This window comes from Paenibacillus sp. FSL M8-0142, from assembly GCF_038597315.1.
GTDB classification, from domain to species: domain Bacteria; phylum Bacillota; class Bacilli; order Paenibacillales; family Paenibacillaceae; genus Paenibacillus_AQ; species Paenibacillus_AQ lactis.
In genome coordinates this window covers 3246847-3271241 of the sequence record NZ_CP152008.1, presented here as the reverse complement: position 1 = coordinate 3271241, position 24395 = coordinate 3246847, and the positions used below count along the sequence as shown (strand labels likewise).

The window sequence follows — 24395 nt, the reverse complement described above, 5'->3', positions numbered from 1 at the left end:
GTTCCCCGGATGAAGAATCTATTGCCCGGCATTGGCCAGCTTTTGCTTCGCTAGTTCAGGCAGTTCACTGGCCTTTACTTCCTGGTAGGAACTGACTCCATCCCCCTTCACATAAATCCGCAAATATGCGTCCTTGCGCAGCTCCTTGCCTGCCGTAAAGGTGAGGCTTTTTTCCTTTCCGTTAGAATCAAAGCCTTGCAGTGTGTATTCGTACGATACATACTTCTGTCCACTGTCAGACTTATCTTCCATTTCCTTTCCGTCTTGAGTAATCTGCACGTAATATTGCTGCGCGCCGATGCGGTTCAAATTCACGTTTTGGATGAATACGACGAATCCGACCAGTACGATCAATACGACAGCTGTAGCGATAAACCCCTTTTTCATTCCTGTTCACTCCTATTTTCTATTGGTAACGATTTTGCAGTACGCATGCACAGTCAAGAAATAATAGATCAAGTAGATGCCGACATAGACACCCATGCAGGTCACGACCGGAACGACCAGATTGGTCATCATCATTTTCGATAAGGCCGATAGGGCGACGGCGCAGTGGGCAATTCCGAAAGCGAGCGGCAGAGCAAATATGAACATCACTTGCTTGGCGACGGATTTGCGGATTTCCCGTTTCTTGACGCCGATTTTATGCAAAATCATATAACGGGCTTTGTCGCTTCCGGCTTCCGTCAGCTGCTTGAAGTAAATGATGCTGCCCGTCGCTGCCAAGAACACGAGTCCGAGGAATCCGCCCATAAACATTAAGAGGCCGGAGGATTCCATTCCCCGCGAGTAATCTCCGTAAAAGCTTGAAAGCTCCGCTTTCTCCGGTAAAATCCCATCGAGCAGCTCGGTCAGCTCTTTCGCCTTGTCCTGATGCGTGATGCTATAGGCTTCGACAGCCATGGCCTTGGCATTCGGCTTAAGCTCCGCAAACATGTCATCGCTGACGACAATGGTGGAGTAGACCGTTACAAGATTTAACACGCTGTATTTTTTTAATGTTTTGAATTGGATGGTTTTATGGAATCCTTCTCCCTTCAGCTTGATCGACGAACCGACATACTCCGGCGAAATGCCTTCCAAATAGACTGGTTCAAGCGCTGCGGCTTCGCTGCCTGTAAGGCTTATGGCATCGTCCCGCCCCTGGAGCTTGGCCAGCCGGTTAAAATCTCGGCTTGATATGACCGTAAACGACTGATCCTCCTCCCCTAAAGCGTTATTCAGGCTGGAGGTGTCGGCATCCACCTCGAGGAGAGGAATGGACTCATGGTAAAGCACTTTATGCCCCGCAGCCTGCTTGATCGCCTTATCGGCTTTTGCTGCGGCCGCACTGTCAACCCCGATAAACATATAGCTGTTTGGATTCGCAAGCTCGGCGTTCGTCCGGGTGTTGTAATACGTGCTGTACGCCGTTCCGACCGCCGTCAGCGTCGTTGCGCTTAGCACGGCAATGATCGTGAGCGTCCGCGCGTTGCCCTTCATCCGGTACAGCAGCTGGGAAGTCCCGATCAGGTTCAGTCCACGCCAGTAGCTTGTTTTATGTTTGCGGGCCAGCTTCAGCAGCGTAACCGTCAACGTGTTAAACAGCAGGTATGTGCCCAGGATGACGGATATCAAAATAACGAGCGGAGTGAGCATGAAGCCCATCGCCGCCCATGCCTTGGACGTAAGCAAATTTTGCAGCGCAAGCCAGTAGCCGAACCCGATGAGCGCTACGGATAGTAACGCAATGACCGCGGATGACTTCGGCTCCTTCTCACCCTCCTGATCCGCCCGGAACAGCTCGATCAGCTTAAATCGATAAATTAAGCGATAGCCTTGGACCGATGTGATCAGCGAGATAATCATGAACACCACGAAAGTATTAAAGATTGCAGCCGGGGAAATGGAGAAATCCGCCATGACGGCGTAACCCATCACCTTCATTAAAATCATGACAAAAAACCGGCTAAGCACCGCTCCAAGCGCGATTCCGACAATCAGGGCCAGAATGCCCATCAGGAAGTTTTCATAAAACAGCATCCGTCCGATCTGTTTTTTACGGACGCCCAGCAGCGAGTACAATCCGACCTCTTTTTTGCGCTTGCGCGTGAAAAACGAGTTGGAATACCAGATGAAGACCGCCACGAATACGATCAGCACGACCGCCGCTCCGCTGAAAGCCGAGCTGATCTTCTGCGATCCGTCAGATGCCGTTTGAATGGTGCTGTCGTATTTCAAGGATACGAATGTAAAATAAATGACGATACTGAAAATCATCGATGCGAAGTAAAGAAAGTAATTCGCGAAGTTTTTACGGATGTTTTTCCCGGCAATCTTAAACAGCGTCATGATGTCCACCTCCGAGCATCGCCAACACCTCAAGAATCTGCCCGAAAAATGCTTTTCTGGTCATGCCGTCTTTATGAAGCTCTTTGAACAGCTGGCCGTCGTTAATGAAAATCACTCGGTTGCAGAAGCTCGCCGCATAAGCGTCGTGCGTCACCATCAGGATGGTCGCTTGGTTGTGCTGGTTCAGCCTGCTCAAGCTTTCCAGCAAGCCGGTTGCCGATTTCGAATCCAGCGCGCCGGTAGGCTCGTCCGCCAAGATCAGGCTCGGATTCGTGACGATTGCCCTCGATGCGGCCGCACGCTGCTTTTGTCCTCCTGAAATGTGGTACGGATATTTATCGAGAATCTCGCGAATGCTGAACATATCCGCGATTTCTTCCACCCGCTTTTCGATTTCGGCTGCCGGGACTTTGGAAAGAGCCAGTGGCAGCAGGATATTCTCCTTGACCGTCAGCGTATCGAGCAGATTATAGTCCTGAAAAATAAAGCCGAGTTTATGACGGCGGAAATCGGACAGCTTTTCCTCGTTCATGGAAACGATGTTTTGCCCGTCGATCGTGATTTCGCCGGAACTCGGCGTATCGATGGTCGAGAAGATATTCAGCAGGGTCGACTTTCCCGCTCCGGATGGGCCCATGATGCCGACATATTCTCCTTCACTAATGCTCAGGTTGATATTTTTCAGCGCCGTATATAGGTTTCCTTTCGTGCCGAAGGTTTTGTTTACGTTGTTTGCTTGCAGTATGGTTTTCATGGGATCTCTCCTTAGGCGTCTCGTGAATGTATATCCAATCTTAAAGCTCGTATCTTACACCGTGTTAATCCCAACCTTACAGCAACCTTAAAAATAAACTAAAACCCCTAGGATACGCTTGTAAGAGCGCCTGGGGGTTTTGAATCCGAAACTATTTAAATATAATGAAGCCTAATGTGTTGAAAGCTAATTTCAACTCTCAACGCCGATTCAAAGCAGAGTTGGCGTTAGTGTGCCATCATTTCATGGGCTATGCTGTGTCCATCCATGTCGGACGGGTAATAAGTAGGCCAATTCGTAACTTCTTCAAGTAAAGCCTTGCGATCGTCTCCCCAATATAAATGGAAATGATCCGACTTGCTGGGGTTGATCCGGTGGTCGCTAAACTGAATGTAACGAGGCAGTCCCTCGACTTCTTCCACCGACTTAAATATGTAACGAACCCCGCGGTTACCGGCCTCGTAGGTCAGTATTTCGTATCCATCGGATTGGTACTTCCCTGAACGTTGCTGGCCCTTCGTGAAGAACGTGACAGTGTCTCCTTCAATCACAATGCGTTCCGTATCGGTCTTGTAGCCGACGTCATAATATTCCTTATACTCCTCCGCCGTCATTTTCCCGGAATCCTCCGCTTTATGCGCAAATACCTCATCCAATGTACCATCCAGCAAATATGGATAAACCGATTGCCAGTCTCCTTCCCAATCTGACAGCGTACGGTTCTGTACTTGGCTGTCCTCAAAGAATCCCTTGTAGATCGCCTCTGCTTCCTCATCATGATCATGATGTTCGTGGTTGTGATCATGGTTATGTTCATGGTTATGTTCATGGTTATGTTCATGGTTATGTTCATGGTTATGTTCATCCTCCTCGTCATGAACATGATTCGTGTTGCTTTCATTAGTACTGCTGCTTTCTTCAGTACCGCTGCTCTCCTGAGTGCTACTGCTTCCATTCGTACCGCTGACTGCCTCGGTTTGATTCAAAGCGCCACTGTCGTTAGAGCCAGCGCTTTGACACCCGGCAAGCCACAACCCCAATACTGCTAAAATGACTCCAATCCCAAGTTTTAGTTTCATATTCTCCTCCATTTAATTGTAATGTTTACGATTAAAGATTATACGGAGGCTGGATTTCTTTGTCAATGAAAATCGTAATGTTTTTTAATTACATTTCAAAGAATATGCCTACCACGAGGTCATCGACCAGAAAAACCGCACCACGCCGGAGCCCCGATCTTGAGATTGACGAATAACAGTCAATGCGGGGAATGGCCATGGTGCGGTTTAACATCGTTTAAGATTTATTTTTTCCTTGGTACTATATTCGCCACATCGTCAAAGTAAAGGGTTCGTTTCCCTTTCTTGAAGAGGACGACGGTGACATGGATAAATAATATGGCCCACATTATAAACACAAATGCTAATGCAGCCACACTGATCCAAACATGATAAGGATAAAGAATTGAATTCATGTCTAACTTAATGCCATTAAATAGACGCGTAATCCATGTTGCCGCTAAAGGCAAGTAAAGCGCAAAGGATCTTTTTAACAAGGACGGCCACGAAGGTGTTCCCTCACCCACTGTAGTTAGCTTGAATCGCAGTAAATGGGTTCCGATGGTTTTTCCATTCCAAATAAAAGGAACTACAGAGAAAAGAATAATAAACAAAATCGTTGTAAACAGAAATTCTGCAAATTCGCTGGTGATAAAGAAACCAACGGTAAGGCTCCAACTAATCTTGATCAACAGATAATCGACAAGCACAGCCAGTAATTGCGGCAGCGGAGGTACGAGCGGACTTTCCTGCATTTTTTCTGCCTTCGCTATAAGGTTATTTCGAGACGGAAATAGCGCAAGTATGACAGGAGCAATGATGAATCCAAACAAAGCACCCGTGCTGTTTAGTATAAGATCATCGACATCGAAGATACGATATGGACAATTGTAGATTCCGTAGATCCCTGTAATTTGGGTTGTTTCATAGAAAAGGGATAACGCGAACCCCAAACCAAGCGCTTTCTTCCAATTTCGTTTATGCTGAAAAAAATACCTTAGATAAACGCCAAGCGGCAATAATAATAAGAAATTGAATGCCGCCTGCAAAAATACACTGTCCGTAAGTACCCGCGCATAGGTCGATGGCTGTGACCATACGACTGAACGACTATGTATAATTTCCCAAATAAAATGAAATGGGACGAGCGAATAATGAACCGCATCGGGTGATTGCATAGCGCAGGTATTTCGAGTATCCGGAAGAGGCAGGAGAACTAAAAATAATGCCGATAACATATAAAAAACAAAGGAATAAGCCACGATGGATGCCCAAAGACTTAAATGTCCATATTTTCTATAACTATAAACCATCCAAGGAACAATAAGGAAAAAACTCAATATGCAAAAAATAATAAATGCTGTTTTTATGGGAATTAAATATACAGACATACAGGCACCTCTTGAATTGGAAAGATGAATAGATAACCTTATTCTTACGAATTTCTTTCAAAATCCCTTTGCAACTTTGCTTTTCTTGATTAATCTACCCCAAGGGATTATTTTAATTCGGATTCGAAAATAGACTGTAAAAAAGGACTGTACCTCTGCTCTACGTCTGCATTCAAACATAATGAAGGAGACACCCCAGATCGGGGTGCCTTCTTGTTAGAATGCGAATCCTTCAATTATTTATTGAAAGTGACCTTCTCCGAACCGCTCTCAAGAACGATCGACGTGTCCCGCGGCTTCGTTTCCGCGATTTTGCGGCCGCCTCTGAACGAATAAAGCACTGCTGCCTGCTTGCGGATAGCCTCGTATTCGTTCTCCGCTTCAAGAACGATGAAGTTGGCAGGCTTGCCTTCTTCAATACCGTACACATCCTCGATATGCAGTGTTCTTGCACTATTTTTCGTAATAAGATCGATCGAGTTTACGATTTGATCGTAACCAAGCAGCTGCGAAGCATGGATGCCCATATGGAGCACTTGGAGCATATTGCCCGTGCCTAGCGGATACCATGGATCAAAGATGTCATCGTGACCGAAGCACACATTTAGTCCGGCTTCCTGCAGCTCTTTGACGCGGGTCAGCCCTCTTCTCTTCGGATACGTATCGAAGCGTCCCTGCAGGTGGATATTAACCAAAGGATTGGAGACAAAATTCAGGTCAGCCAGCTTCAGCAATCTAAACAATTTGTACGTATAGGCATCATTATATGACCCCATCGCCGTTGTGTGGCTTGCCGTCGTACGAGAGCCCAGTCCGCGTTCGTAGGCTTCTTTGGCGACAACTTCCACGAAACGCGATTGCTCATCATCGATTTCGTCGCAATGGATGTCGATGAGCCGGTCATATTTTTCCGCGAGATCAAAAGCAACCTTCATCGAATCAACGCCATACTCCCTTGTGAATTCAAAGTGGGGAATGCCGCCAACCACGTCAACGCCCATTCTCAGCGACTCTTCCAACAGTTCCGCGCCATTCGGGTAGGAGTGGATGCCTTCCTGCGGAAAAGCGACAAGTTGGATGTCAATATAAGGTGCCATTTCTTCTTTCACTTCAAGCATCGCTTTAACTGCGGTTAAGCTAGGATCGGTCACGTCCACATGCGTCCTTACGTGCTGGATGCCTTGAGCAATCTGCCACTTCAGAGCTGTTGTGGAGCGCGTTTTGACGTCTTCATGCGTCAGGAACGCCTTGCGTTCTGACCAGCGCTGGATGCCTTCGAACAGCGTTCCGCTCAAATTCCATTCCGGCTCACCGGCAGTGAGCGTTGTGTCCAAATGAATGTGAGGTTCAATGAACGGCGGCAGCACAAGCGAGCCGCCCACGTCAATGACTTCCTCGTCCGCTGTTGTTTCCAGCGACTGCGTAATCCGTTCAAACTTCCCGTTCTTCACGACGATATTCCATATGCCCTCTTTACCCCGCAATTTTGCGTTCTGTATAATCATTTGTTTTCCCCTTTTCTGTGGATTCTTTGGCAGGAACGATCAGCATCAATACAATGTAGACCACTGCCGTTCCGATCAGTGCGTTCAATGGCGTTATTCCGGGAGCCAATTGGGCGAAGGCAACGCCGATAGCCCAAGCTGCCATCGCTATCCAGTTTACCTTCTTAAAAGTCATCTCGGCAAACGGTTTATAATTTCTGCGCTTTACAAAGAAGTAGTCCGCGATGATGATGGCACCGATCGACGGAATCGCCGCGCCCAGCACATTTAGGAAACCGACGAAGTTGTTGTACATCCACATGGCCAAGACGGTACCCACGATGCCATTGACAATGACGAAGAACTTTTTCGAAATTTTCGTGATGTTCGCAAAGCCTAGCCCCGAAGCATACAGGGCATTATCGTTGGTCGTCCAGATATTCAGCCCCAGAACGACGATCGCGGGAATGATCAAACCTTGCAGGAACATGACTTCCGAGATATCGGCCTGGTTATAAGCCATTGCGCCGACGGCACCGAACAAGAACATGAGCGAGTTCCCCAGGAAGAACGCGATGACCGTTGCGGTAACCGCCTGCCGGGACGTCTGGGAAAACCGGGCGAAATCGGGCGTCAGCGTTCCTCCGCTGATGAAAGACCCGATACAAATGGTCAATGCCGCTGCCGTGGTGAGCGTCTGGGTCGGCGAGTAATCGAGCAGCCCTTGCAGCCCCCCCAGGGATCCTGCCCCTTCAAACATGGAGTAGCCGCCAAGGATGGTAATGGCCGGAACTGCGATGTAGCCCAAAATGACGAGCGACTTCATGCCGAAGATGGCGGATGCCGTCATGGCGAAACCAAACAAGAAGATCAGCAGGTACACGTTCCAATCCATCGCTTTGGCAACCGGAATCGCGAACATGGCCACGCCGACGCCAAACCATCCGACCTGCGTGAATCCGAGCAGGAACGATGGCAGGTACGACCCTTTTTCACCGAACGCATATTTTGCCAACAAGTGCGTGGAAAGGCCCGTTTTGGCAGCGATATGTGCCAGTGCTCCCGTATAGATGCCCAGTGCCAAATTGCCCGCAAGCACGATGCCTATGAACTCCATGAACGTCAAGCCGACTCCTAACGTGCCCCCTGCCAGCATGCTTGCCGAAAAGAACGTGAACCCTAACATGACGGATAGCGTCTTCCAAAAATGGTTTCTCTGCGTTTTCGGTACCGCTTGCCACGAAAACTCTTGATCTTGTTTGCTCATCAGAATACCTCCAGGTTAAAGTGTCCTGATACCAAAAAAGCAGAAAAAAGAGGCTACTCGTCAAGTCTCAAACTGACAAGTAGCCTCTTCTTTGCATCATAACCCGCGCGAAGACGCAGAGCATCCCCTGATGGGGTATGCACTGAATCACGCGTGATTATAAACATCCGCTGCCCTTGCCAGCCTCTCTGGACTGATTTAAAGGTACCAGTATTCAATTACATTCTATTATTTTGGAAAAACCTACGATTGTCAATGTTATTATTATCCAATGCTCATACTTTATGTTCATTTATCTAGCAGTTATATAGAGGTATTCGCCTTTCCTGGTCAGGTCGACTTATTGGTTTGATCCATACAGTTGGCCGCATGCTGCGTTAATGTCTGATCCGAATTGGGTCCGCACGGTGACATGGATTCCCTTTGACTTCAAGACTTTAAGGAACATATTGATACTGTTCTGATCCGACTCTGCAAAACTTTGCGATGTAGCGTCAGTGGAATTGTAAGGAATTAGATTGACATGATATAAATGTTCCCATACCCCTCTGCTACGCAACAAATCAGCAACTGCTTCAGCATGTTTCGTTGAATCGTTAATACCCCTTAGCAGGATATAAGCAATGTAGACCTTTCGTTTCGTTTGTTGGATATGCTCATCCAACACGGTCAGAACTTCCTCCAATGGAAAATGATTGTTAATTGGCATTAACTCGCTTCGCTGATCATTAAACGGTGAATGTAGGGAAAAGGTTAAGTTAATCTGCGGAAATTCCTTCGTCAACTTTTTTATTCCCGGTATTAAACCTATGGTAGAAACCGTAATTCTTCGATGTCCTAAACCGAAAAGCTTAGGATCCGTCAGTACATGCAATGCATCAAATACATATGGGTTTGCAAGCGCCTCTCCCATTCCCATAAAGGACACACTGTCTAAGGGATACTTATTCAAAGTAAAGTAAAGGAGTTGATCCGTTATTTCATCCGTTGTAAGATTCCTCTTCAAACCGAGTGTTCCCGTAGCACAAAAGGTACAACCAAATCCGCAACCGCACTGCGAAGAGATGCAATAGGATTCCCATCCCGTCTTATAACTTAACCTTACGGACTCAATGTATTCATTTCCAGAGATGGCAAACAGTATTTTGCTAACTTGATTGGATTTCTGCTCCATTTTTGGTGTGATGCTTAACACATTGTTTCCAAGCTCTTTGATTAATTCATTTCTTAATGGTTTAGGCAAGTTGTTCATTGCTTCAAAAGTTCGAATCTTGTTTATGAAGATTGCCTCAGTTACTTGCGAATATCTATAATTCGGTTGCTTTAGAGCCGATAAGATCTTACGTATTTCTTCATACTTAGATAGATGCTTCATTTCAATCTCCCTTTAAACGGAGAAAACGCAAAAGAGCACCAGCTTACCGGTGCTTTTTTGCGTACAACAAAATCAGCAGAACGCAATGCTAACTTCAATAGTCGTAAAAGCACAATTCATTAGTCGGCAAATCGGTAGTTAACTACAGGCAAAGCGCAATAGAATATTAATAAGAGTCATATGGAAGCTCAAGGAGAGGTGAACATAGATGGAATTATTGTTACTTACTAAAGAATTAACCCAACAGTACTGTCGGAAGATTTTAATGCCTGAAGGGGCAACCGAAATTTTGATGGACATCGCCGATAAAATAAACCATGATCCACAACTGTTTGAAATTTATTGGGAATTTTATAAGAGTTATATTGACAGCGGATACTGGACGACGATTTGGGAACCATTGACGATCCATCCTTACGTGAAAGAGGTCATCGGAAAAGAAGCCTCGCTCTTTTATCTGCATGCAGCACTTCAAAGGCTGCCACTTACAGAGCAAAAGTATTCCGAAAAGGGACTGAGTCAAGAGTTATTCGTAGAAACGCTTAAGGACATCGGTGTATGGGTCCAACATGCCTTTCATTTAGTCGGTTACTATGCCATTGGCAATTTCAGCTGGATCTGGCGACATCTCGAAGCCAAGATGTTTCGGCTGGGCGGAATGCAGTTCATGGCAACCCCATTTTCCGGCATTGTAAAGGGCTTTTACAACATCAAAGAAGATGCAATTTTGCTCTTATGCGGCGAAGGGATGGAGCTAAGGGCGAACGGTGATATGCAGGGTGTATGTAATCAAGAGAAGACAACCGATGGCTACGTGACGGAATATCAGGAGACGGAAGATTATTTCTTAGGACATCCCATTACCCCTATTGGCAAAGGCATACGCCAACAAGTAAAGCTTAAAAAGACAGAGTGGAAAAAAGTACTGGACAAGGATGATATCTTGCTTGAGATCCACATTCCAAGAGATACAGCATTTGATATGGAATCCCTCAAAGACACCTATAGGCAAGCTAAGGAGTTTTACGCAACTTATTTCCCAGAAATCGAGTCCAAAGGGATGGTCAGCCATTCATGGCTGTTTACTCCCCAGCTCCGTGAGTTGCTGCCCCCGTCCAGCAATATCGTAAGGTTTCAAAAGCAGTTCTACCTCTATCCAACCGCGGGTTCAGAGCGCTTTTTATGGAATTTTGTATTTAATGAAATGACCGAGGTCAAGGAAGCAAAGCCCGACACCTTATTAAGGAAACAAGTCCTCAGCTATCTGGAAGAAGGTAAAGAGATATTCGATATGAATGGGATATTCCTTGATATTTGCGGTGATTTTGGAACTGTAGTCTACGAATGATATGATTGAATATGCGAAGCTGTATTGCTTTTGTAAGCATGATATTTCTGTGCACGGATTGCAAGGTACCATCCTTCAACATCTCTTATAGTAAGCCTTGAGAGGAGGATAACGATGGATTGGCTGGAACGCATGAATAACGCAATGGGATATGTCGAAACCCATTTATCGGAAGATATTGATTTCGATCAAGTTGCTAAAATCGCTTGCTGCTCCACTTACCATTTTCAGCGGATGTTTTCATTTATCACCAGTGTGCCGCTTTCAGAGTACATTCGGCGCCGACGGTTAACTCTTGCCGCATTTGAACTGCAGCAGAGTGATGCCAAAGTGATCGACACTGCTCTGAAGTATGGTTATGAATCACCAGAGGCATTTTCCAGAGCGTTTAAAAAAATGCACGGTGTAATGCCAAGCTCTGCGCGCGAGACAGGCATTGTCCTTAAGGCATATCCTCGCTTATCCTTTCATATTTCGATTCGAGGTGATGTGGAGATGAATTACAAAATCGAAGAAAAACAAGGGTTTGAAATGTTCGGCGTTTCGACTCCAGTCAATGATGCCGGGGATTTATTTGAACAACCCTTTGTTGAAATACCTGCTTTTTGGACCAAGTGTGTATCCGATGGAACCGTTGATCGGATCCGTGCTGCTGCGGGATTGGGGATAAACGGGCAGCTTCATGGGGTATTATACAACCATCAATGGGGGAAATTTTCATATATGATCGGTTACTTCCTACCTCCCGATGGCTTGCCGGCAGGGTTTGAAAAGCTTCATATTCCCACTCAGACTTACGCAATTTTCTCAACCGGCCTTTTCCTTGATGGACAAAGCGGTGTCCATGAATTGTGGAGGCGCATTTGGGGTGAATGGTTTCCGAGCTCAAATTATGAATTCGCAAATGGTCCGGAGTTTGAAATGACCTATGATCGCGGCAACAGCTTGTATGAAATTGAAGTATGGATCCCTGTCATGAAGAAGACTGATGCTTAGAACAGAGAGCAGCACGAGTGTCTGACACTACGTGCTGCTGTCCATATAGCTCAATCGAATATCCAAATAGGGAATCCTCACCCCAATCCCCTATATAGTTATTCCTTTATTAATAAGCAGCCATTTCATAAAGCTGTTTTCCGAGTCAATATGATCTTCAATAACGGCCGAATAAATATCAACACTAAAGAAATGTTTGCGGTACAGCGGGTGATTATAAAAGCTTTTCTTTAACCTCAAAATGACCATCCGTTGTTCAGGATTCATTTTTGTATTCAGTTCATGAATCTCCTTATGTTTCTGGGCAAATTCATCCGAGGAAATCGCCCAAACATCAATCTTCCAGGCATTTGAAGTAATATTCGTGTAACACCCCCAATAAAAACCCCGTGGCAAGTGTCCAGTACGACCGATATACTCATTTCGGTAATTCATCCTTGATGGCTTCATGCACAATGAAATTTGTTTACCCATTTCAAAAAAAGATTCTTCACTCATCTCATCGTTCGATAAATAAATGTCTAAATCTCTCCAAGTCATTAAATTCAGGAAGTAGCTTCCGCTTACAAATGGCTTACCGAACTTATTCAATACTCCCATTAAACCATATTCGTCAAGGATTTCGTCCGCTTCTGTTTTGATCGTTAAATTAAGCTCTTCCAGTTCAGTACTCATCACCCTACCCTCCTATTATTCGATTTCGGCTTGTTTTTTTATTGAATGAACAGTGTGTGTGAATGCTTCAGCAGCTTTATATGCATCTAATGCATTTTGAAGACGTTTTACTTGTTGATTCAACTGATTCCGATTGTCTTTTGCCTTTATTGTTGCACGCGCAGTCTCAATAAGATCTTCCATTGCTGCCTTTATCGCACGATTGTGAGCCTTTTCAATGAGCTGTACGGCCATATGAGTATAAATCGTTGCAAATTCTTTATCGCCAATCTGCTGCTCCCGGGCAGCCAAGTCGCTCTCACTGATTACCCAATCTCCGGAGTCGTTTTTCGAAGCGGTTAAACGTCCGTCATTAATCATGTTAAGAATGGTTTTGTAATGAACCCCAAGTAACGCTGCTGCTTCTTTAGCATTCATTTTTACTCAGCTCCTTATCCATAGTTATCCATATATTAAGGGATAATATGATGTAAGTAAACAGAAATAATAAGGTCCTGGTTTCTTTTCACAGACCAGCATAATGAAAAAGCCGCTCAAGTGAGCGACTTTTTTTGTGCATTTGAATCAAGTGCTATTTAGCACGTTCGTTTGGTCTCTCATCAGGGATAGTGAACTACCGGTACATTTGAACAAACCACATTTTAAAACCATGCTTCTCATAGAAACCAATGATTTTTTGCCACTGCTTACTCGCTGCATAAACAAGAGAACGCTTTATCCCGTTTCGTTCTGCAGTTTGAAGAAGATGATCGACCAACATATGCCCGGTATTTTCACTTCGATATTCTGGATGAACGTACACTTCATCGATTTCAAGGTAATGCTCTCCTTTCTCAATGACAGCCAATCCATCGCTTTCATGCACGCTTCCCAGTATATAGCCGATAACTTCAGAGTTAACTTCTGCTACCCAAAAGTAGTCCCCTAAATAGTTTTTCATCAGTTCTTCAGTGTTGGCTCCTAAACCGTATGTAATACTCTCGGACGCCCACAGCTCAGATAGCTCAATCACTTTTAATATGTCAATTGCATTTGCCTTTCTAATATTAACCAACATGTCACCTCCAATCAGCTTGTAAAAGATGGCTACATTTTATCATTATTCCCTGAATTCAACTGTCCGACATTCAACTAACGATCCGCTAGCACAGCAGTATTTTTGCTGTAATCCTAGTTACTTTAAGTTGCTTACATTTCAATTGAAAATTTGTAGGATACCCGAGATATTCAACCTGGACCATGCATTAGTAAAAAAGCAGATTCATTAACCTGCTTAATGAACCTGCTTAATTATAATTACAAAATAATTCCCAAAGAAGTTGCCGCCCACAAACTTACCCTTTTGATGTGTTCAGCTTATTCGCTAGCTCGCTCATATCGCGGCCCTGCAGCGCACCTGCCACCAGCTCTGGCAGCATGCCTGGCGTGCAGGCGAAGCATGGGGTGCCGTCACGGGATAGCTGTCTCGCCAACCGCTCGTCGTAGAATGGCCGTCCGCTGTCCGACAGCGACAGCAGGCACAGCGTCCGCACACCCGATTCACGCATCTCTCGCATGCGGCGCACCAATGCCGCTTGGTTGCCGCCTTCGTATAGGTCGGTCACCAAAATAAACAGCGTTTTTTTCGGCTCCTCGATAAACGACTCGCAGTACGCCACCGACTTGTTGATGTCCGTTCCCCCGCCAAGTTGGACTCCGAACAACATGTCGACGGGATCATCAGCGCACTGCTCCGTCAGATCAACTACTTCCGTGTCGAATACCACAACGCGGGTATCCAGCGCTGGCATGCTGGCGAAGATCGCCCCCGTTACCGACGCCCAGATGACCGACTCCGCCATCGAACCGCTCTGGTCGATGTCGAGAATCACGGTCCATTCCTTATTGCGCCGAGCCCGGTCGAAATAATAAAATTTTTCGGGAATCAGGATGTTCCGCTCCCGGTCGTAATGCTTCAAGTTGCGCCGAATCGTCCGCTTCCAGTCCAGTCCGCTGAGCGAAGGCAGCGGTGTGTGCTGCCGTTTATTCAGCGCCCCGGTTACAGCACGTCGCATGTCTTCCTTTAAGCGAGCCATCAGGTCGTCAACCACGGCCTTGACGAGGAGGCGGGCAGTCTCCTTCGTCCTCTCGGGAATTTTGCCCTTGAGCGCCATCAACGTTCCGACCATCTGAATGTCCGGTTTTACCGAAGCCAATAGCTCCGGCTCGAACAACAGCTGCTTCCATCCCCTACGCTCGATCGCGTCGTTCTGAATGATGGAGACGACATCCTCGGCAAACAGGCTGCGTACGTCGCCGAGCCAGCGGGACAGGTTAACCGAGCCTCTTCCTCCACCCGCTCCGCGGCCAGCGCTGCTCCCCGAGCCCCGTCCCGAACCGCCGCTGGAGTAGCTGGCGTCCGTGTCGTCGTAAATCGCGGCCAGCGCGGCATCCATGATCGCTTCTTCTTCCGTCAACTGCAGTGCTTCACTTCCAGCCAACTCTTCCAGCTTCCCCTGAACCGCCTCTCCCAGAATCAGGCGCCAGCGGGATACGGAGTGTTCCAGTCTCTCTTTCGTTTGATCCGTCATGTTAAAAGTCCCCAAAGTCGAATTCATTCAATTCATCCAGCATCTTGTCTTCTTCCTCCTTGAGATCCCCGGTCAATATTTCAGCCGCCTGCTCTGCATGAACGCCCCATAATTCACCCAGCGTCTCAGCGATCATCGTTTTTTCGTGCGGTGAGAAGGAGCTGAACGCCCGGCGCAGGAATACGAGCGCCCGCTTGAATTGCTCATCGTCCAGCGAAAGGATGTAATCGTTAAGCTGCTCCCACAGGCTCATACGAGATAGTAAGGCGTAACGGTTGCGCATAGACAGTCCTTCGAACCAGCCGGCCCCGAGGTCAGACGGAATGCCCGGCGACAGCCGCCGTGACACTTCCGCAGCGCACTGATCCGCATCCATCTCCCCTCGTTCCAGCAGCAAGGCGCAGGCGAAGCCGGAGAGCTTCGGATTACGGTCGTCCCGCTCGGACAGCTCGTTTAGTCCAACCAACCATAGCGGCACGTCGACAAATTCGTCATGCTCCTGCGCGATCCGGTTCAGGTCACCCATGGCGGCGACCATGCCGTACGCCGCCTCGTCGCTGCAGTTCGCCGCGTCGGACAAGTAAAGGCAGGCGCGGTAGAACAGCTGCTCGAGCAGCGGCACGAGAGGCGCGGTGTCCGCACGGCGAATATCGCCGTAAGCGATGATGCGCGACAGCTCAGCCGCAGCGGCCGCGATCTGCGCCACGTCGCGGCTGTCTGCAGCCAACGACTGCAGCACGCGGCGACCGTCCTCCATCTGAGCGGTCATGCCGCATCGGACGGAGACGCCGATCAGCTCGGATGCCTCCGCGATGGAGGTGCAGCTTTCCAGCTTCTCCCTCAGTCGATGGGCACAGGCGATTTCGATCGTTTCGCCTAGCAGAGTGGACTCGATTACCCGGATCTCAGCCTCCGGGGTCCATTGAATAATCCAATCCTCGGCCCAGACCGCACGGTCCCCGGCAGCCGGACGGGATTGGACGAACGGAATTTCCAGCAGTTCCAGACGGCGAAACAGAAAAGATCGGTTCAGGTCGAGGAATGCAGCCTCCTGCGACGAAACCCGGCGATTCTCGCGCAGGTCAAGCGACAAGTCGGTCGCGACGGCGGTCTTGTATTGTGTCAGCTTGAGCCTCTTCAGCTCGCGGTTCAAGTCATCCTGCAGCGGCGTCTGGCTGACGCCTTCGGCTAGGGAGCCGATCTCCGTGCCAACGTCAACGCGGGCCAGCGCCTCGGCGACCACCGACAGCTCGCCGCGTCCGAGCAGCGTTTGGGCCGCGTCACGCAGCTCCATCAGCGTCGGCGCGCTGCCGCCGTGCAGCGAAGCCAGCCCTTCGGCCAACCGCACCGCTTCGATGACCTCGGCGGTGGAGCGGTGCGTGCCGGATGCCCGCAGAAGACGGGCAACACTCGAGAGGTATAGTATCGACGTTTCCTCCTGCCGCCCGTTCTCCATCGCCTCCCACATCATCTGGTAGTAATGCGGAGCGGCGTTGCCAGCCCCGTAGCCTGACAGGCTGGACAGCCGATAATACGAATACGGCATCAGCGTCAGCTTGGTCCGGCGCGAAGGTATCGCTGCCAGCTCTTCGTCGCTCATCGAGCCCGACGAAGGATATTCCAATGCAGCCGCATGGTACGCGCCACAGACGACCACGATCTTCGTTGGATCATGCCCCGATTCGATCGTTTTCATAATCTGCCGCCGCATATAAGCTTCCCGCACTTGGTTGTATGCGAACTCTTCCGGCTGCTCGGCTCGCTCTCGCTCTTCACCGAGACTTCGTATCTCTGCGGAAAAGGTCAGGATGGATTCCCGGTACGCATCCGAATTGGCGTTGTGCTCATAATGCCGTTCCCAATATGATTCGTAATCGTGCTCGCCGGCCAACTCGGCGATTCGTTCGTAAACGGAGCGTTCCGATAACGAGTTCTCGGGTCCGGCTGTCGACGTGCCTGTAGTAGGCACCATTTCCTGCGGTAGCGCTCCCTGGGCCAATGACGACTCGCTGCCCATCCCTTCCGGCACGAGGCTCTTCCGGCGGGCGCGTTCTTCCTCATTGCGCCGCCGCAGATCCTCCAGAGCAATTGCCGCGTCCGACGGCAGATCGATCAACTCGCAGTGTGCTCCGTTCTTGGCAGCCCACCGCATCGCCTGCAGCTCCGGTGAATAGACGGCGAACGGCCACAGCGCCGTCCGGACAGGCATTTCATCCGTAAAGGCCAGCACCGCCACAGGCGGCACGGTCAACGGATGAATCAGGTCGCCAATCCGATCCGTCGCGTCCGATGGTCCTTCGATCAACACAGCCGTTGGGCGGACGCGATCGAGGTACTCCAGGAGATGGCGGGCACCTCCGGGGGAGAGGTGCCGGACGCCGAAGACGGAGACCCGGACGTCTTCCGCAGCGGTCTTCACTCGTTCAACTCCCTGCACGCCTGATACAGTCCGCGCCACTCCGATCCCCGTTTCTTCATGACGTTGTCAAGGTACTCCTTCCAGACCAATTTGTCCTTGTCGTCGTCTTTGACGATCGCGCCCTGCAGACCGGCGGCCAGATCTTCGTCCGTCAGTTCACCGCTACCGAAGCTTGCAGCCAGCGCCATGCTGTTGGTGAGCAGCGAAATGGCTTCGGCGGTAGAGATCACGCCCCCCGGAGATTTCAGTTTCTCCTTGCGGTCAAGCGTCATGCCGCTGCGCAGCTCGCGAAAGATGGTGACGACCTTCAGCAGCGCTTCGTCTGCCGGAGGAGCCGCCTGCAGCTGATACGAAGCGGCGATCTCGCCGACGCGCTTTTTGACGATTGAAAGTTCGGTCTCAAGATCGGAAGGCGACGGGAGCACAATGATGTTAAACCGCCGCTTGAGGGCGGCGGACATCTCATTGACGCCGCGGTCGCGCGTATTGGCCGTGGCGATGATCGAGAAGCCTTTTCGGGCACTTGTCTCGCTGCCGAGCTCGGGAACCGAGACGGTCTTCTCGGACAAAATGGAGATCAGCGCGTCTTGAACCTCTGAGGCGCAGCGCGAAATTTCCTCAAAACGGGCGATGCTGCCATTTTCCATTGCGCGCATGATCGGGCTGCGCACCAGCGCCTCAGGCGTTGGGCCGTTCGCAAGCAGCATCGCATAGTTCCACGAATAACGGACCTGTTCTTCGGTCGTCCCGGCTGTTCCTTGCACAACAAGCCCTGAATTGCCGCACACCGCGGCCGACAGGTTCTCGGACAGCCAGGATTTGGCCGTGCCCGGTTCGCCGATCAGCAGCAGAGCCCGGTCGGTAACGAGCGTCGCGATTGCCATTTCAACCAGCCGCCGATTGCCAATGTACTTCGGTGTGATGTCCAATTTGCCGGCTTTGCCACCGGTAATATACTTCAACACGGCGCGGGGCGACATCTGCCACCCCGGAGGAACCGCTCCCTTATCTTCTTTAATAAGCGCTTCGATTTCATCTCGGTACAGCTGTTCCGCCGGAAGGCGCATGGCATCCTGCGCTTGCTTATTCGCTAACGTCATATCACGTTCTCCTCTCGCTAATGAATCTATTGGTTGAAGGACTTGCACTCCAATGCTGCCGTTTTCAATTCGGCAACGACCTTACGGGCCAGTCCGTAGCAGATCGGTCATGTCTTACATACGCCGGTTATACCGAAGCAGCCCTGCGGCGGAGCGCATGAATAATCTCTTCAAGCTTTTCCTTCAAGCTGTCGTACCGGACGTCCTTAATCAGAGCCTCTAAACGGTCCGCACTCTCCGAAGCGAGATGATCGGGGACGCGAAGCAGCCGCTCGCTCTCCTCCTCATACATGCTGTACGTGCGTTTCCAGTCTTTACGCTCCATCCATTTCATAAGGAGCTCATATTTCGTGTCCTCGTCCGCGTCGCATGCATCAAGCGAAGTGAAAATATAATGAGCGTCATGATGGTTTGCTTTCTCCATTGTACGCTCAATATACGGCAGCAGCCTCGAATTACCGGGAGCGGCCAGCGCGGATACCAGCTGCAGATCGTCGCGCTCGATGAGCCAATCGAGCCAGCGCGGATCCCATTCCGCCTCGATCTGATCCTGCGGCAGCCGGATGCGGACATACCCTTGGTAAGCATATAATTCATCTCTAAGCGTATCCAGCAGCGCTTTTTGGGCCCGCTGGGATTTTTTCGATACCACGGTCTTAAGTCGTCCCCAACCGGAACCAACGTACTGATCATACAGTTCAGCTGGCGTTAGCCTCCGCTTTGACGCATGGAAGGCGTAGGGCAAATAAATCGGGTCCTGTTCCTCCAGACGCTTAAGCACGTCAAGCGCCTCATCTGTATCCGTACTTTCAAGGTAGGTTGCAGCGTGCCTCAGGATGCGAATGCAGTCCCCACCATGGAGCCTTCCCAGCGCAGGGTAAGCCGACTGGTTCCCCGCCAGATCCAGGTACAGACGCTCAAGCTCGGGATGGCGCGCATATTCGAACGCGGTCAGGAACGGCTCCAGCGCGCTCCACTGCTTTTCTTTCGCCTTCTTATCCACCTCGCCTGCGTCTTCCTTCCGAAGCAGCTCCTCGAACAGCGGCAGCAGCATATCGATCATTTCGGCGGAGGGTGCATAGCCGATCGCTTCGGCTGCAAGCAAAGCATCCTTCCCTTTGAACGTATCGTACAGCCGCTCCCTAGCTGCTTCCGAGTTACGGACCGCCAGCGCCCTGTATGCGCCTTCCCGGACTGCCTTTTTCTTGTCATGTGACCACTCCAGCAGCCGAGCTTCATAAGCCGGATGCGGGCCCAGGCAGGCGATGGCCGCAGAACGAACTTTATCAGCCCCTTCTTCGGCCGCATGGACAAGTCGTTCCAGTGACCGGGCATCTTCCGGATCAACGCCAAGCTCCCTTACAACCTGCAAGCGCCGTTCTTCCTCACGCCCGCCCTGAATATCCATCTCATACAGCAAGTATGGCACGATCGAGCGGCCGTAGCTCGGCAGAATGTTGCGTGCGGCGAAGTCCGCGATTTCCGAATACGAGTCGCTGAGTGCCTTCATGGCAAAAGGGAACAGCCGCAAATCACGAAACAGCCCCTGCTCGTACGCCGACGTCACAATTTCATAGCGGCCTCCCCCTGATTCAGACAATGCGTTTTGTACCTCCGTTAACTGACGGTACGAATGCATTGTCGTCAGCTCAGGCAGCTCGTTATCCTTCTCCCGTTCTGTTACAACCTGTGCTTCTGCTGCCGTGGCTCCCTGCGTCGATAGCACTGAATTCAGTAACAGCGATACGTCTTGAAGGCGGACCGCTCTCGCTTCCGGGTCTGAAGGGCCTGTCAGTGCTGCCACGCCTTCGGCCAGCTTTTTGAATACAGGAGCCCGTTCTCCTAGCTGGGCCAGCTTCGGCTCCAGCCGTTTAAGGCGGAAATCCTCAGCCGCCAGGTCACTGCCTGCTATATATAGGCGGCGCAGCTCGCCTTGAAGTTCCTGCAATAAAGTCGTGCTCATTGGTTTCTCCTCCCGCTTTCCCCGATTTCCTATTGTTTCGAGATTCTGATCGCAGACGATTAGTACAGCAGCCGGGCAACCCGGTCCCCTTGCAGTATCGTCAGCGGCTGGGCGATAAGCCGGCCTGTGTCCATCCGGTGCTCAAACATCGCAAGCACACAGCAATCGACCAGCAGCGACGAATCGACCAGCGACAGAAGCTGCGTCGAGGCCTGAGGCAGCCGGTACACGTCGCCGAGCTGCAGCGTATTACCCGCGGAGTCCACCAGCGTGAATCCGCCGTCTTCCGTAGACGCTATCTGAGATACCTTCATCAGTACGACCGGCAATCGGTCGGCCAGCGGATCCTTGAGTTGGTTTTTAACGGCCTTGACCGCTTCGGGAATCGATGTCCAGGCCGCGGCGCATGCAGCTTCCAGGTCGGCGTTTTCCATCGTGCGAGGCAGAATCCCCTCAAAACGCACCCTTGCGTTCATGCCGCCGGGATAACGATAAAGCTCGGCGATTTTCGCAACGTCGAAGAAGCTGTCTTCCTCCTTCATGAACTTTACCGCTTTGAACGGCCGATACTGCACCGTACGGTGAATGCGATCGCTGCCGAGCTCCAGCCAGAAACCGGTGTCCACGAATTCTCGCCGCGCTTCATCCTTGTAGCTGTAGAAAGCGAGCTGAAGCAGCTCGACGTTTTCGCTCACCCTTCCGGCTTCCTTCAATTCGGCCAACTGCCAGGCGTGTCCCAGCCATTCCTCGATGGTTGACTCCGTATCCGGCTTCAGGTCCGGGTCCTCTTGTTTGGCCAGCAGGTATGCCCTGCCCTTCTTGATAAAAGCGTGCAGCAGCGTTAACTGCTCCGCCGCATATGTATAACTGATTTCGCGGTCGTTCTCTTCCAGCAGCAGGGCGAGCCGGCGCAGCTCATTCTCCGCTCCGGTCAAGTAGCTGCTGCCAAGCCGTTTGGCGTGCTCATTCAGGCTCTTGACCGTCCGGGCGTCCGTAGTTCCTAGACCTCCGCGCACCAGCGAGAGCACAAGCTTCTCCAATTCGCCCAACGCCTCAAGCTGCTTGGCGATCTTCTTCTTTAGCGCACTTTTGTTGACTTTCTTCGGCTTGTCGGTCAGTTCCCCGCTTTCCCGTTTAGCCTTGTTTTCCTCCCGCTTCTCCGCTTTTTCCCGCTTGGACGCAATGTCCTCCGGTACTGCTCCCTTCTCAAAGCTTATACCGTCTGCATAAGCGTACATTAAGCCAAGGGCATGCTTGCACGGAAATTGCCGGCTCGGGCAGCTGCATCGCGCGACTGGATTGTCCGGCGTGATAAAATCAACGGAGCATACGTAATTGGATTTCCCGCTGCCCAAGCACTCCCCGAATAGCAGGTCTTCATCCTCGGATACGTTGAGCTTTATAAACTTGCTCTTTTGTACAAGTCCCCGTCCGTTTTTGGCTGCGGCCGCATTCGGAGCGAGTGAATCGATATAAGATGTTGTCAATTGAAGCAAATGAAACGTCTCCTTCCCTCTGATTCCTCTTCAAAGAATATTGAGCTTTGCATAATTGTATGAACGCAAGAAATTCTCGTTAGCAATTAAAAAAGCTATCCGATTCTCCAATTTCATAGACAACGAAATAATGCAAATTCTGCTCCTGAACACGATTGCGTTATATAAACCAGCACTATGAAAAGAAGCTGTTTTCGCGAATATATGTAGTGCGCCCGTGCATCTTATGTACTTCCGTAGATATTCCTCTATTGAAGCAGTTGCGAGAATATAATCGTCCGCAAATAGCGGAATGGATTGATTAGCTTAAGAAAAATCTTGATCTCATTCATGCAGAACTAGCGCCGAGTTCCCAACCATACTAACGGTCAAATCTACAAAAAAACATGAGTTCGCGCTGGCTCTATCTATGCACATCTGTTTGTTCCGCATTCGATGGCTTGGTTTCTTATTTCAGTAACCCAAAATCCAAACGCTCAAATAAATCAATCATTCATTAATTTGCGGGATAGCCGCATCACGCAGCCAACCTGCTGCAATCACATCCCTTCTGCTTCATTGCCAGTATTAATCCATATTCATCCATTATATCAAATATTGATCTACTGCAGGTAACCGATCATTGAGGATGCCGAGCACTCCCAGATACTCTCTGCCGAACCCGGAATTAACCTCTTCCCTTCCCATCTAAAAGGCAGCTTCTCACGCACATATTTAAGGGAGCATCATAGCTTTTAACCTGACTAGGTGGTGCCCACAAAACACAAAAATGCTTCCGAGAGGAAGCATTTTGTGTAATAACTGAGCTTGGTGTTGTTATTGAAAAATTCCCACTGCTAATTTCGAGCTTTCAGATCGCTTCGCAGAAGGGTGGATCGGCGACGATGGCCTTCCTTACCGGGTGCCTCTACCGGCGCGCCGTGTTATGATTACTGCTGCACGATGCTCAGCGTCGACGCTCGCAGGACCAAGCTTACCGTTTAAGGATCAATGGCAAAAAGCTGGTCCCGTATTCGGGAGCTCCGATCCCGACATATTCCGCCATCGTGGCTGCAATATCCGCCATCGTACTCCGTTCACCGATGAATACCGGCTTAATTTGCTGGCCGACGATCAGAATCGGCGTCTGCTCCCGCGTATGGTTGGAGTGACCGATCGTCGGATCATTGCCGTGATCGGCCGTAATGATGAGCATATCATCCTCTCCCATCTCGGGTATGAAGGTATCCAGGAACCGGTCCGATGCTTCCAGCACTTCCTTATACCATTGGCAATCCTCTTTGTGACCGGCAAGATCGGTCTCCTGAACATTAACGAGGAAGATGGCATTTTCCTCGGCCTCCACATACTTCCGGCGATAGGTTGCCAGGACGTCTTTCGTCTCCACAACCGGATCGTTGAAACCGTTGGCCGAAATGACGTCCGCCGTTTTTCCGATGCGATAAACAGGCAGCCCGCTTCTCTCGGCCATATAAGCGAATTGTTTTTCAAACTCTACCCCATAGCCGAGATGCACCACTTGGTAACCTTCGCCGTAAACATTGGCCTTGGGCGCGTCCACCCCCCATTGGCCCGGGTGTTTTTCCCTCACGGCCGATAAAATCGTGTCGATATCTGTCTTTATATTACCAAATACGATCACCCGGCTTGTGTCCACATGGGCACGAACGACTTTTCCGATCTTCACGACCTCATCAAACGGCAGCTTATTCAAATCTCCAACAACATTGATAATGTTGCCGAGCTGGGATTCCAGGTTATCGCCCACAACGACCGCGCCTTCCACGAGCAGAACCGTTGCACCCGCAACGGGGAGCTCCACTCGATACCCGGCTGCCTCAAGAGCAGACCTGATTCTTGGTCCGATCTCTGACATTAGACGTTTGGCCGGCATTCCGGGCTTGCTGCCCATCAGCTCCTGATGCCCCATGAAGGTATCGGCCCCATAATGAGCCAGATTGCTCCGTCCATAGGCCCCGAGCGGCTCGCCGGTATCGTCAACCAGCTTGCCAAGCCCTAAACGGTACAGAACCGGAATCGCAAGCGGCACCGTTTCCCGAATATGGTTGTACGTATGGGCATCCACATCCTCCGGCTTAAGCGTCCGGCAATCCTTCATTGCGCCAATACCGAATCCATCGAGTACGAGTAAGGATATTTTTCCCATG

19 protein-coding genes are annotated in these 24395 nt (G+C 50.0%); 2 read left to right on the top strand and 17 right to left on the bottom strand.

Annotated elements, in window-relative coordinates; all coding sequences use genetic code 11:
* Positions 1-18: 18 nt before the first annotated feature.
* The 8 genes from NSQ46_RS15190 to NSQ46_RS15155 all read right to left on the bottom strand — a co-directional run bounded on the left by NSQ46_RS15190 (position 19) and on the right by NSQ46_RS15155 (position 9660).
* Positions 19-387 carry a YxeA family protein gene (locus NSQ46_RS15190; protein ID WP_007128087.1) on the bottom strand — a complete coding sequence of 123 codons (369 nt, stop codon included), beginning with the start codon at positions 385-387 and terminating at the stop codon, positions 19-21.
* A 12-nt stretch (positions 388-399) separates the two neighbouring features.
* The gene (locus NSQ46_RS15185; RefSeq protein ID WP_342576943.1) at positions 400-2331 is read right to left on the bottom strand and encodes an ABC transporter permease; all 1932 of its coding nucleotides are present in this window, start codon (positions 2329-2331) and stop codon (positions 400-402) included.
* A complete protein-coding gene (locus tag NSQ46_RS15180; protein ID WP_007128089.1) occupies positions 2318-3085 on the bottom strand; it encodes an ABC transporter ATP-binding protein in 768 nt (255 codons plus the stop codon). The genes NSQ46_RS15185 and NSQ46_RS15180 overlap by 14 nt, the downstream gene beginning before the upstream one ends.
* Positions 3086-3312: 227 nt before the next feature.
* Complete coding sequence (locus NSQ46_RS15175) at positions 3313-4164, bottom strand: metal-binding protein ZinT (RefSeq protein WP_342576942.1); 852 nt, start codon at positions 4162-4164, stop codon at positions 3313-3315.
* A gap of 224 nt (positions 4165-4388) precedes the next feature.
* A complete protein-coding gene (locus NSQ46_RS15170) occupies positions 4389-5534 on the bottom strand; it encodes a VanZ family protein (protein ID WP_007128091.1) in 1146 nt (381 codons plus the stop codon).
* 236 nt (positions 5535-5770) lie between these two features.
* A complete protein-coding gene (locus tag NSQ46_RS15165) occupies positions 5771-7039 on the bottom strand; it encodes a cytosine deaminase (protein WP_007128092.1) in 1269 nt (422 codons plus the stop codon).
* On the bottom strand, positions 7008-8285 hold the full coding sequence (gene codB, locus NSQ46_RS15160; protein WP_007128093.1) for a cytosine permease: 1278 nt from the start codon (positions 8283-8285) through the stop codon (positions 7008-7010). The genes NSQ46_RS15165 and codB overlap by 32 nt, the downstream gene beginning before the upstream one ends.
* A 340-nt stretch (positions 8286-8625) precedes the next feature.
* On the bottom strand, positions 8626-9660 hold the full coding sequence (locus tag NSQ46_RS15155; RefSeq protein WP_342576941.1) for a Cfr family 23S rRNA (adenine(2503)-C(8))-methyltransferase: 1035 nt from the start codon (positions 9658-9660) through the stop codon (positions 8626-8628).
* Positions 9661-9868: 208 nt separating this feature from the next.
* On the opposite strand from NSQ46_RS15155, the gene NSQ46_RS15150 reads away from it, so the two are divergent.
* The gene (locus NSQ46_RS15150; RefSeq protein ID WP_341341964.1) at positions 9869-11008 is read left to right on the top strand and encodes an acyltransferase domain-containing protein; all 1140 of its coding nucleotides are present in this window, start codon (positions 9869-9871) and stop codon (positions 11006-11008) included.
* A 114-nt stretch (positions 11009-11122) separates the two neighbouring features.
* The gene (locus NSQ46_RS15145; protein ID WP_341341963.1) at positions 11123-12004 is read left to right on the top strand and encodes an effector binding domain-containing protein; all 882 of its coding nucleotides are present in this window, start codon (positions 11123-11125) and stop codon (positions 12002-12004) included.
* Positions 12005-12094: 90 nt separating this feature from the next.
* On the opposite strand, the gene NSQ46_RS15140 is transcribed toward NSQ46_RS15145, so the two are convergent.
* The 9 genes from NSQ46_RS15140 to NSQ46_RS15100 form a co-directional block, all read right to left on the bottom strand.
* Positions 12095-12679, bottom strand: coding sequence for a hypothetical protein (locus NSQ46_RS15140; protein ID WP_341341962.1), 585 nt, complete (start codon positions 12677-12679; stop codon positions 12095-12097).
* A 15-nt stretch (positions 12680-12694) separates the two neighbouring features.
* On the bottom strand, positions 12695-13096 hold the full coding sequence (locus tag NSQ46_RS15135; protein WP_341341961.1) for a helix-turn-helix domain-containing protein: 402 nt from the start codon (positions 13094-13096) through the stop codon (positions 12695-12697).
* Between the two features lie 196 nt (positions 13097-13292).
* Complete coding sequence (locus NSQ46_RS15130) at positions 13293-13736, bottom strand: GNAT family N-acetyltransferase (protein ID WP_341341960.1); 444 nt, start codon at positions 13734-13736, stop codon at positions 13293-13295.
* A 277-nt stretch (positions 13737-14013) separates the two neighbouring features.
* A complete protein-coding gene (locus NSQ46_RS15125; protein ID WP_341341959.1) occupies positions 14014-15249 on the bottom strand; it encodes a VWA domain-containing protein in 1236 nt (411 codons plus the stop codon).
* Position 15250: 1 nt separating this feature from the next.
* On the bottom strand, positions 15251-17668 hold the full coding sequence (locus NSQ46_RS15120) for a DUF5682 family protein (RefSeq protein WP_342576940.1): 2418 nt from the start codon (positions 17666-17668) through the stop codon (positions 15251-15253).
* The gene (locus NSQ46_RS15115; protein WP_007128101.1) at positions 17665-18768 is read right to left on the bottom strand and encodes an AAA family ATPase; all 1104 of its coding nucleotides are present in this window, start codon (positions 18766-18768) and stop codon (positions 17665-17667) included. Before NSQ46_RS15115 ends, NSQ46_RS15120 begins: the two co-directional genes overlap by 4 nt.
* A 127-nt stretch (positions 18769-18895) precedes the next feature.
* Positions 18896-20731: a HEAT repeat domain-containing protein gene (locus NSQ46_RS15110; RefSeq protein WP_342576939.1), complete on the bottom strand. Its 1836-nt coding sequence runs from the start codon at positions 20729-20731 to the stop codon at positions 18896-18898.
* Between the two features lie 59 nt (positions 20732-20790).
* Positions 20791-22227, bottom strand: a complete 1437-nt coding sequence (locus NSQ46_RS15105; RefSeq protein WP_342576938.1) for an SWIM zinc finger family protein — start codon at positions 22225-22227, stop codon at positions 20791-20793.
* Positions 22228-23200: 973 nt separating this feature from the next.
* Positions 23201-24394, bottom strand: a complete 1194-nt coding sequence (locus NSQ46_RS15100) for a phosphopentomutase (protein WP_007128104.1) — start codon at positions 24392-24394, stop codon at positions 23201-23203.
* Between the last annotated feature and the right edge of the window lies 1 nt (position 24395).